Genomic DNA, 9533 nt, shown 5'->3' with positions numbered 1-9533 from the left:
CAGCTCCCATCATATACAGAAATTTTAGACCTACATAACAAGTTTTAGCCCAGAGGCTACCAGTTTGACGGCTTTATATGCTGCATTTCTACCATCAACCCATAAAGCTTTAACCGCCACATCAAGGAGCTCAACAGATAGAATTTTTCCAAACTCAATGTGTTCTTCAATCTCCTCAAAACTACCATAAACTTCAATGATGATAGGCTTAACGTCATCTTGGTCAATTAAGCCATCATTTACAGCCTTAGCAATTCGCTCATCAATTCCCTCTAAAGTGTAATGACTAATAATGTCAGTCGGTTTTTTATTTTTGTATTTCTTACTTACCCTAGCTTTGGAAAAATCTACTTGGATTTTCTTTGGAATATCAAATTGCGAGCTATCAAGTGCTACCTCTTTAAGTGATAATTCTGAAGTTAATTTAATTTTTTTATTTGCCATTTTTTTATATTTCCTTTTCTATTTTTTTAATTTTGAGAAGAACCCTTTACCTTGCTTTTCTTCCAAGGCTTCAAGTCGTTCTTCTAGTTTTTGTAGCCTTCTAATATCGTTTTTAAGAGAAATAATCTGAAAGTTTGTACTTTTATTACTTTCTTTCTGTTTCTCTTCGAACTTTTTTAAATCAGCTACATCTTGCTTAAGTGCCCTTTCTTCAGCACTCTTCAAGTCGCCCCATATATCCGTTACAGATTTAGTCAAGTTTTTTATTTCATCAATTCGCTTAGAAAGTTTGATAAATTTTTCAAATTCTTCTTCAGTAAATTGATAATGTTCTTTTACATGCTTACGAGTAACATGTATCTTGACCTTCTTAAACTCATAACCTGATAAGCGTTCAATACTTATCCGCCATTTTTTAACAGCACTATAGGACTTCCCTGTGGCTTCCATGATGTCTTTATACTCGTAATAATTCTTATTCGGCATCTCCTTTCCTCTTTTCTGTATATATGTTATAATTAAGATGTTTTTATTAAATATGTCTTTGAGGTTTTTCTTCAAAGACCATTTTTATACAATCATAGGCAGTTACCTCCAATTCTTACAAAAGAACAATATAGTCTGGTGTAATTTGCTTTTATGTCGTTTTGACATAATCATTATATTTCATTTTAAATTTTTTGTCAACTAAAAAATGTCACTTTGACATAAAGGAGCGGATATGACAATTTTTACCGAACGATTAAAAGAACAAAGAAAAAAAAACAACCTCACTCAAAAAAAGCTGGCTGACATTTTGGGAGTGTCGCAAGGTTCTTACGCTAACTGGGAAAATGGTAAAAGAGAGCCAAACTTTGAAACTCTACTAAAAATAGCCCTTGAACTTAACACAACGACAAGCTACCTTTTAGGAGAAAGCAACATTAGCTTTGGACGTGGTAGTGATAAATTTGAAAAGTTAGCCAATTTACCAAACTTCCATTTATCTGAAATAGGACTTAATCAAATAAGAGACCTAGTTAGAGCCATACCATACCTCGCAGAAAAAGAGGGGATAGAACCAGACGAATACTTCAATATATTCACAAAAGATTTACCCGAACAAACAAAGCTCTTTTTAAAAGCTGTATACTTTACAGAAATCTTAGAAGGAAATCCACCATTTGGCAACAATTCGGAAACAACAGAAACAGAATAACCCTATTTTTAGTAACTTAAAACTTATCAAAACTTAATAAAATATAGCGTTTTTGTTAAAGCAATAGATATATATTACAGAAGTTAAATAAGGTTTCATTACATTTCAGTACATGCTGAAAACCTTGATTTCATGCGGTTTTTGAAATATTGAATTTCATTACAAATCATTTGAAATCAGTTCTATGGCAACCTTTTTGGCAACCTTTTTTGAAATAAAAAAGAAAGTCAACAATCGAAGAATGTAGAGTCCTAAGAATTTTTTAGGACTTTTTTTATTCCTAAAAATTGTTGGAATAGCGCAGTCTTTTCAATAAATTTTAGGAATCCAAAAAAATCTTCCTACAATAAGTAAGAAGATTTTTTATTTTTTACTTTCTCATCCAAGAATCATGGACTATTTCATTAATTTGATGACTATATTTTGCATAGTTGTAATGATAGTGATTAGAGGCTCTCGATAAAACATCCCCAGTTTTTTTATCAGGTTGAACATATTTCTCAAATTCTACTATAGGAATTATAAATAATTCGATCCCCTGAATTTTATTATCTGATACTTTGCTTATGGCATAAGCAATACAATCAATATATTTTCCATTATTATATTTTTGAAATTTTTTAACAGTTTCATAGTTTGCTTCAACAGTAGTAGTTTCAGATTCTATCGGAATTGTTCTAGTAATGGGCAAAATTCTATATTTTTCTTTCCCTGTTACTGCTTTCAAATAATTTCCTTGATTTGTTACTGTGAAACCTTTTACAGACAGATTGTATTTTATCAACTCTTTCAAAAGTCTTCTTGTATTACTCATAATCTTACTTTTTCCTACGTTTTTTATTATTTCTGCAATGATTATCCATTATTCTCAATAAAGTCAACCCATTCTGTTCCCAAGTAGGAATAAGTCTGTTTTTGTATGATAAAAGTAGTGTTATCAGATTCAAAAATTCCAATAATATGTTGTGCATCTCTAAGATTATAGTATTGGATAGCTAACTTAGAGTCATTACTATATTTAAATTCTTCTTTGATACCATCAACATAGGAAACATAAAAGTGTCGACCATTCAGATTATCTATAACTTTTATTCTGTAAATCTCTTGATTTTTTTGCATTAATAAATAATTATAACCTATAATTAGAGCTCCTATTAAAATTAAAATAATAAATAAAACAACAATTTCCATCAATATTTCCTTCCAATTAACCTAATAAACTTTTAGTATTCTCTTTTTGATAAATAGCGACAATAATTCTTACTATTTCATATAATCCAAAACTTGATATGGGACACGATATTTTCATCATTTTTTGTGTTAATCATTTTACTATCCTCTCCTCTGTTTCCCTTTATATCCCAATGCTAGGCCTACTAGCAGGCTAAGGCCTAGTAAACCGAACATAGATTCCCTTGTTTCTGTATTTGGAAGTTGTTTCTTAGGTTCTGCTTTTGCATTTGTAGCCTGTGCAGGAGCTTGATATGTTTTATCGTCTTTAGTTCCTACTGTCGCAACTACAGCCTTATTTTGAGCCTTTGCATCCACAACATCAACAACTTTACCAGTTGCGTCAATAACTTCCTTAGGTTGACCACCTGATTTACGGATTGCATCTTCCTTGTCTTTCAAAGCTTGCAAGCGTTGTTGTTCAGCAAGGTATGCGTCGTGTTCAGCTTTGAGTTGTTTCAAGTTAGAAAGGATACGAGCCTTAGCTTCTGCGATACCCTCTAGATAAGCCAACTCTTCCTTAGCAGTTTTCAACTCAGTACGGAGTACAGCAAGCTTAGATTTAGCATCAGTAAGCTCTGCTTCCAAAGCTTTAAGGACTTTATTACGCTCAGTAAGGGAAAGAGCAAGGACTTCATAAGTATCACTAGCCTCTTTAGACGCTTCACGTTTGCGAGCAAGGTCCTCACCAGCTGACTTACGAGCCAAGACTGCTACATCATGAGCTTTAGTAAGGACTTCTAACTCACCTTTAGCAGTTTCAAGAGCCTTATCTGCAGATACCTTTTCTTCTTTAGCAGTTTCAAGAGCTGCTCTAGCTTCTGCAAGAGACTTAGCCTTGTCAATAGCGTTTGATTTAGCCAGTTCAAGAACTTCTTCGGCAATTTTTAGGGCTTGTTTGTCTTCAGACAACTTAGTTTTGGCGTCTTCAAGAGCCTTTTCAAGAGATGGAATATCAACCTTGTTCATTCGGATGTCAGACAAGAGTTTGCGAGCAGAATCAAGTTCATTTTCAGCTTGAGTGTACTTAGTCTTAGCAAGATATACTCCATTTTCAGCATCTTTGAGTTCTGCGTAGGCATTGACGTAAGACTTTTCAGCATCTTTAACTGCTTTTTCGTCTACCTTCTTAGTAGTTGAAGTAGTTGATTGAGGAACTGACAAGGTGATAGACGCTTCATACCCTTTATTAAGTTGGCTAATCATAGCACCGATACCAACACCAATGTTAGTCTTATCAGAATCACGCAATCCAAGAAGAGAAAGAGCTCCACTGAAACGGTCTTCACTACCAGTGTTAGATTCCCCACCCATCAAAGCGCTAACGATACCCTCGTACATAACTTGCTTAATGCGAGCCATAGTTGTAAGGTTCTCTCCAAGGTCAATGAAATGAGGGATACTAGATGTACGAACTGCCAAGGCAGAACCAGTAGCATTTGCAGTCTTCTTAGCCATGTTTAACTTATCCGTTAAGCTTAGGTTTTGAGAGTTTAGGGGATTGTATTCACCACTATTACCTGCAACATAACCGTTAGCATTGTTGTTAAAGGCTTCAGCCAATTTAAGAGAACTATCGCCTACTGTAACAGGCTTAGTACCAAACTTAGCACGCAAGTCATTGATGATTGACGCTGCATAAGTAGTCAATCGAATTTGTTGGTCTTTAGTTAAGTGTTGGAAGTCAGCAATTTCTGTTGCATCAGTGTCTTCTGAACCGTAGTCAATAAATTGACCTTTATAGTAGCGACGACCTGTAGAGTTGAAGTCACTGAGTGAATCAGCTGATGCACCAGACTTAGGGTCAGTATAAGGAACTTCATATACCGCAGTATCTACTGCATCCGTAGTACCTGTACCGTTGGCAAGAGCCTTGATTGCGTCGATATACCCTTGTGAAAGAGTTGGAGCGTAAGTTGCCTTAGGAACATTGTACATCGTTTCAGAAGATGTAGTCGTTTCAGTAACACCTTGTTTAGCTACGTCAAGAGCTGATTTAGCCTTTTTAAGGGCATCTTCTTTTTGAGATTGGTTAGCATTTGCATTATTACGTTCTGTGGTAGCCTGTTTAAATTTAGTTTCTGCAGAAGATACCCTAGCTTGGGTATCTTTCAAAGCCTGTTCTTTGTCTGCAACAGCCTTTTTGCCTTCGTCAAGCTTCTTCTGAGCTTCACCTACCTTACGTTCAGCAACTCTAACTTGTACAGTAGAGGTGTAAACATTCTTTTCGAGTTCACGAGTATCAGTAGTAGATGAAAGAGAATCTACTTTCTTCTGAGCGTCAGCTACCTTGTTAGACGCATCTGTAGCAGTCTTTTCAGCATTAGATACTACCTTAGTTTGGTCAGCAACCTTTTCAGCAGTGGCAGATACAGACTTATCGGCATCAGCTACAGTCTTTTCAGCCGTAGCAAGTTCACTGGCTTTCTTTTCAGCGTCTGCCTTAGCTTCAGCTACCTTTTTAGGTGTAACCGTCTTAGCCTCTTCTAATTTCTTAGTAGTATCAGCAATAGTCTTTTCAGCATCAGCAATGTTTGCTTCAGTAGTTGAAACAACTTCTTTTTGCTTAGCTACATCCTGATTAGCCTTGTCCGATTCAGCCTTAGCCTTGTCAACATCCTCTTGACTAGGAACTTTAGGGACTACCTTTTCTTTTGCAACAGGTTTAACCCCGTCCTTAGCAACTACTTTAGTTGCAGGCTCATTAACTTCTACTGCAGTCTCACTAGCTGATACCGTAGTAGATACCCCTAGAGCCGAGATTGCAAGCGTTGAAATAACTGCACCAGTACGCAATTTCTTGATGGTTCCGTGACCTTGTGTATTTGATTCCATCGTATAAACTCCTTTATGTCTTAAAAGACTGTTTTATGAATAATATTATACCACATTTTGCAGTCTTTCAAATACTATTTTTGTTATAATTTCAGTCTTTTGATAACGATTTATTCAATGAGATAAACTTGTATGATAGTTATGAGGTGATATCATGACGGAAAAAATAAATTTAAGAGAATTTGTTGCAAAACAAATCAGACTTCTAAGACTGAAAAGCGGGATGACACAAGAATATCTAGCAGAAAAAGCTGATTTGGGTTTTAACTATATATATAGGTTAGAAAATAAACAATTAAACGTTAAGCTTGAAACCATTGAAAAAATTATACAAGCACTTGAAGTTGATATGAATACTTTTTTTAATATTGAAACTCAAAATCAAAGCGGAGAGTTTTCACAACTCATTGAAGATATTAGAAATCTACCGACAGAAAAAAGAGAACCTACTATAAAGGCTCTCCGAGATATATTAAAACAAATAAATTAAGCCAAGTATTTTTGAACTTGGCTTTTTTAAATTTGCTAATTTAATTTTTAGTTTCTCTCTTTATATCATGCTCTGTTTTAGTCTGACTGTGAATAAATTTAGGTATATCTTCACCATTCAATGCTTTCTTAGCATTATTGAATAACCAATCTAATAAAACAAATTTATCATAAGTTTTTCCAAATTTAATGTTAAATTCATTCATTCCCGCTAGTCCATTAGTTGCTTTTTCAATGCAATCCAATAAACCTAACTCTTCTAGACGTTCAACTAACATCAATGAATCAAGAAGATTATCTAACCGAGATAATATTTCAATTTTTTCTTCAGACTCCAATAGTTTTTCAACAAGAGGAAGATATTCAATAGCTTTCGACAGAGTATCTAATTTTCTAATAATTTCAAATAGATTATCTTGTTCAGAGATACTCTTATAAAAGTAATCAATCCATACAATTAGAGCGTAGTCATTATTTTTAGTTTTCTTATTTGGGAACTCTACATTTTTTAAGCTTGATGTTATGGAGTTTTTAAATGATTCTGCTTGTTTATCATCTGATAATACAGCTTTTGCCATATTTCTTAAATCAAGTTTTTCTAATTTATTAGTGATTATATTAGATACTTCTGTAATATAATCTTCATTTTCCTTCCCTATTTCATCCACAATAGTCTCTGCAAATCTTTCTAATGCAGTAGATTTTTTGTCTATATTATCTTTGTCAAAGGAAGGAAAAATAGCTAAATAATTATTTTTAGAAACTACCTTACCAGATAACAAATTTTCTGCTGTCTGGTCGCTCATGTGAAAATTTTCTCTTAAATAAGCAATTTTAGCTTCATAATCTCCACTAATCCCTTGTTCTTTTTTGAACTCTTTAAATTCTTCCATATTGTGCATCAAATTAACTGTAACTGCAACAAGCATGCGTTCTTCTTTTTTTTCTTCCATAGTAAACATCCTTTACACAAAAAAAGTTTATGTATCATTTTAGCATTAATACATTTGAAACGTCAAGATATTAATGGGTTTTATAAAAATTTAGGGTAAAACGCTTTCAATAAAAATCTTAAAAAAATTTATTTTTTTTTCGAAGCAAATAATCTCGATAGATAATAAATTCTATTCCACTGAAAGTGCTATGTAGTAAGCTTTAAACAATGATGAAAACAAACAAAAAAATCTTAAAAAAACCAAGAAAAATTATTACGTATATTTTAAGTGAATTTAGGTAAAGTCTTGTCAGTTTTTATGGAATAATTAAGATGTGAGGTAGCTATCACACAATACATATCTTCAATAAATTTGAAAAGCCGTGAATTTTTTGATGTATTTAATAAAACGGTTAGAAAAGAGGTAGCCTATGGAAGCTACACAAACAACATTGCAGGGGCGCCTTATTGGCGCATCAGAACTAAAAGACTATGCTTCTGGTCTCAGCACTGGTCAAACTCAATTAACCATCGGTGTACGAACTCCAGACGGCCGATTCAATCAAACAAATATTAAAGCTGATATAGTTAATGTATCTGACTTTACGACTTTATTTGATGAAAAAGTAGAAATTATTCTCGAAAATGTTTCTATCAACGCCTACACCAATGGGAATCGTGCTACGCTCTCAGTAAAAGCTAAGTCTGCTTTTATTGAACTTGTTTAATTTATTAAGGGAGGTCTTCCTCCCTCTCACTTATTGGAGGTTTAATTTATGTTTATTTTAAATAGTTTACATGAAACGATTGATTTAAATTTATCATCATACCTTGATAGAAGTAAAACACCTATCCTTTTCGATAGTCACCCTATAAATCTTCCCAGAGGGAATTTCTACAGCGGTAGTATCAGATTCTGGGTAACTGAGGATTTTTCCGTAGATATAGCAGACTTTGTAGTTAATCAGGTTTATAAACATATCAAGGAAATACTTGAATTTTCTTATGATATTCATAATTCCTACGTAGATTTTAATTATCGAATGAGGGAGCCTGAAAGCAAGGAGGAAAACTAATGATTTTTCTGTACTCTATTTTACTACTATTTATCCTATTGTTAGGGATTATGGCTCTTGTCATTTGGGGAATATATCAATTTGATAAAATATTCCTAAACCAACTTTTCTTTAACTACTTAAACAATAAATATTCTCCTCCTAGAGAGTGGTCTAAGATAGGTAGTGTCCAACAGAATATTTATTCTCTGTTACCTACGCTAGAACATTTAAAGGTTAAAGAGCAAGTAAAACTTTCTGATAATGGTGAATATCTAATAATTCAACTCGGTTCCAATATTTCATCAGAACAACAGCGTGAGATTGAGAATATAGTAAAAGGAATTATTGCAAACCACGAAGTTTCTTATACTATTGATTACAGTCAAGTTGAGTTGGTAAACGGAGGGTGGTTTATTTTCTTAAAATTAGAAACCATTGAGGACGCTACCTTTAATCAGAATGCTAGAGCAACAGAACCTAAAACTCAGGAGGAATTTGACCTTGATGAAATCATTGAGCTCTAAAAATCCATTTCTAAAAGCTGGGGGCGGAACGCCAGATATAGATTTCATCCATCTTTTGTTGCTGGGGAGTAGTGGTGTTGGAAAATCTACGGCTGTATTCGCTATCATCAATTATCTATACAATCAAAATCCTGCAAGTGAATTTATTATCTCTGAGATGAAACAGTCTGATTATTTATTTGCGGAACATTTACCCAATGTGTATTTAGGTGACAGAGCTATTTTAGCTATAGATGTAGCTTTTAATGAGATTGAGTTAAGAAAAAAGAATAGAGGAAGAGAAAAAACTCCCTACTATCTTGTAGTAGAAGAATTAACTTCATTATTTGAATTAGCAGGAAAGTCTAAGAAAGAATATCAGGAGAAAATTAGAGTTATTCTTTATACTGGGAGGGCCTTTAATGTCAAATTATTAGCCGTTTCACAAGATCTGCTTGCTTCTGCACTAGGGGAGGGGTCTGCTCGGAATCAATTTTCTTTAGTCATTGCATTGGGTTCACTGAGGTCATTAGTAACGAAGGGACTTTTTGAACTTGAGGAAGGACAAGAGCTACAAAAAAATTTACCCAAAAGATTTGGCTATCTTCAGCGTTTTGATGATGGTTCTAATGTTATTAAAATTAAGGTTAAACAAGTACCTGATATAAATTTACTGAAGGGACGAGTTCTTGATATATTAGGAAAGTCTGCTAATGTTGCTGAGGCTGTTGACCCTGATTCACTTTAGAGAATCAGGGTCTTACAGCCTCGCCAGCTTTAGCTGGCTGTTATACGGGGGACATGTAAAGACCCCCGTTCCATTTTACCTTGTTCTAAAGCTA

General features: G+C 33.9%; 12 protein-coding genes. 6 read left to right on the top strand and 6 right to left on the bottom strand.

Going from position 1 to position 9533, the window contains the following annotated elements; translation table 11 throughout:
* Positions 1 to 30: 30 nt before the first annotated feature.
* Entirely contained in the window at positions 31 to 444 is a 414-nt protein-coding gene (locus tag ADI74_RS10130) for a hypothetical protein (RefSeq protein ID WP_049538684.1), read from the bottom strand.
* Between the two features lie 18 nt (positions 445 to 462).
* The gene (locus ADI74_RS10125) at positions 463 to 930 is read right to left on the bottom strand and encodes a hypothetical protein (protein WP_049538683.1); all 468 of its coding nucleotides are present in this window, start codon (positions 928 to 930) and stop codon (positions 463 to 465) included.
* A 235-nt stretch (positions 931 to 1165) separates the two neighbouring features.
* Between ADI74_RS10125 and ADI74_RS10620 the strand changes: the two genes are divergently transcribed.
* Positions 1166 to 1642, top strand: a complete 477-nt coding sequence (locus ADI74_RS10620; RefSeq protein ID WP_065428549.1) for a helix-turn-helix domain-containing protein — start codon at positions 1166 to 1168, stop codon at positions 1640 to 1642.
* 370 nt (positions 1643 to 2012) lie between these two features.
* Here ADI74_RS10620 and ADI74_RS10115 read toward each other — a convergent pair whose 3' ends face one another.
* The 3 genes from ADI74_RS10115 to ADI74_RS10105 all read right to left on the bottom strand — a co-directional run bounded on the left by ADI74_RS10115 (position 2013) and on the right by ADI74_RS10105 (position 5707).
* Positions 2013 to 2456 carry a hypothetical protein gene (locus ADI74_RS10115; RefSeq protein ID WP_049538681.1) on the bottom strand — a complete coding sequence of 148 codons (444 nt, stop codon included), beginning with the start codon at positions 2454 to 2456 and terminating at the stop codon, positions 2013 to 2015.
* 41 nt (positions 2457 to 2497) lie between these two features.
* Entirely contained in the window at positions 2498 to 2833 is a 336-nt protein-coding gene (locus tag ADI74_RS10110; RefSeq protein WP_049538680.1) for a hypothetical protein, read from the bottom strand.
* A gap of 141 nt (positions 2834 to 2974) precedes the next feature.
* A complete protein-coding gene (locus ADI74_RS10105; protein ID WP_049538679.1) occupies positions 2975 to 5707 on the bottom strand; it encodes an SEC10/PgrA surface exclusion domain-containing protein in 2733 nt (910 codons plus the stop codon).
* Between the two features lie 154 nt (positions 5708 to 5861).
* Between ADI74_RS10105 and ADI74_RS10100 the strand changes: the two genes are divergently transcribed.
* On the top strand, positions 5862 to 6197 hold the full coding sequence (locus ADI74_RS10100; RefSeq protein WP_049538678.1) for a helix-turn-helix domain-containing protein: 336 nt from the start codon (positions 5862 to 5864) through the stop codon (positions 6195 to 6197).
* A 40-nt stretch (positions 6198 to 6237) separates the two neighbouring features.
* Here the strand turns inward: ADI74_RS10100 and ADI74_RS10095 are convergent, their stop codons facing one another.
* Complete coding sequence (locus tag ADI74_RS10095) at positions 6238 to 7149, bottom strand: hypothetical protein (RefSeq protein WP_053092584.1); 912 nt, start codon at positions 7147 to 7149, stop codon at positions 6238 to 6240.
* 412 nt (positions 7150 to 7561) lie between these two features.
* Between ADI74_RS10095 and ADI74_RS10090 the strand changes: the two genes are divergently transcribed.
* The 4 genes from ADI74_RS10090 to ADI74_RS10075 are packed head-to-tail and all read left to right on the top strand — an operon-like array spanning position 7562 to position 9439.
* Complete coding sequence (locus tag ADI74_RS10090) at positions 7562 to 7858, top strand: hypothetical protein (protein WP_049538676.1); 297 nt, start codon at positions 7562 to 7564, stop codon at positions 7856 to 7858.
* Positions 7859 to 7906: 48 nt separating this feature from the next.
* Entirely contained in the window at positions 7907 to 8206 is a 300-nt protein-coding gene (locus ADI74_RS10085) for a hypothetical protein (RefSeq protein WP_049538675.1), read from the top strand.
* Positions 8206 to 8712, top strand: coding sequence for a hypothetical protein (locus ADI74_RS10080; RefSeq protein WP_049538674.1), 507 nt, complete (start codon positions 8206 to 8208; stop codon positions 8710 to 8712). The genes ADI74_RS10085 and ADI74_RS10080 overlap by 1 nt, the downstream gene beginning before the upstream one ends.
* Entirely contained in the window at positions 8693 to 9439 is a 747-nt protein-coding gene (locus ADI74_RS10075) for an ATP-binding protein (RefSeq protein ID WP_049538673.1), read from the top strand. The genes ADI74_RS10080 and ADI74_RS10075 overlap by 20 nt, the downstream gene beginning before the upstream one ends.
* Positions 9440 to 9533 lie beyond the last annotated feature (94 nt).

Origin of the sequence: Streptococcus pseudopneumoniae, assembly GCF_001074565.1 — a bacterium.
Lineage (GTDB): Bacteria > Bacillota > Bacilli > Lactobacillales > Streptococcaceae > Streptococcus > Streptococcus pseudopneumoniae_J.
Note: the sequence above shows the minus strand (reverse complement) of the source record. Positions and strands in the feature narration are given on the sequence as shown.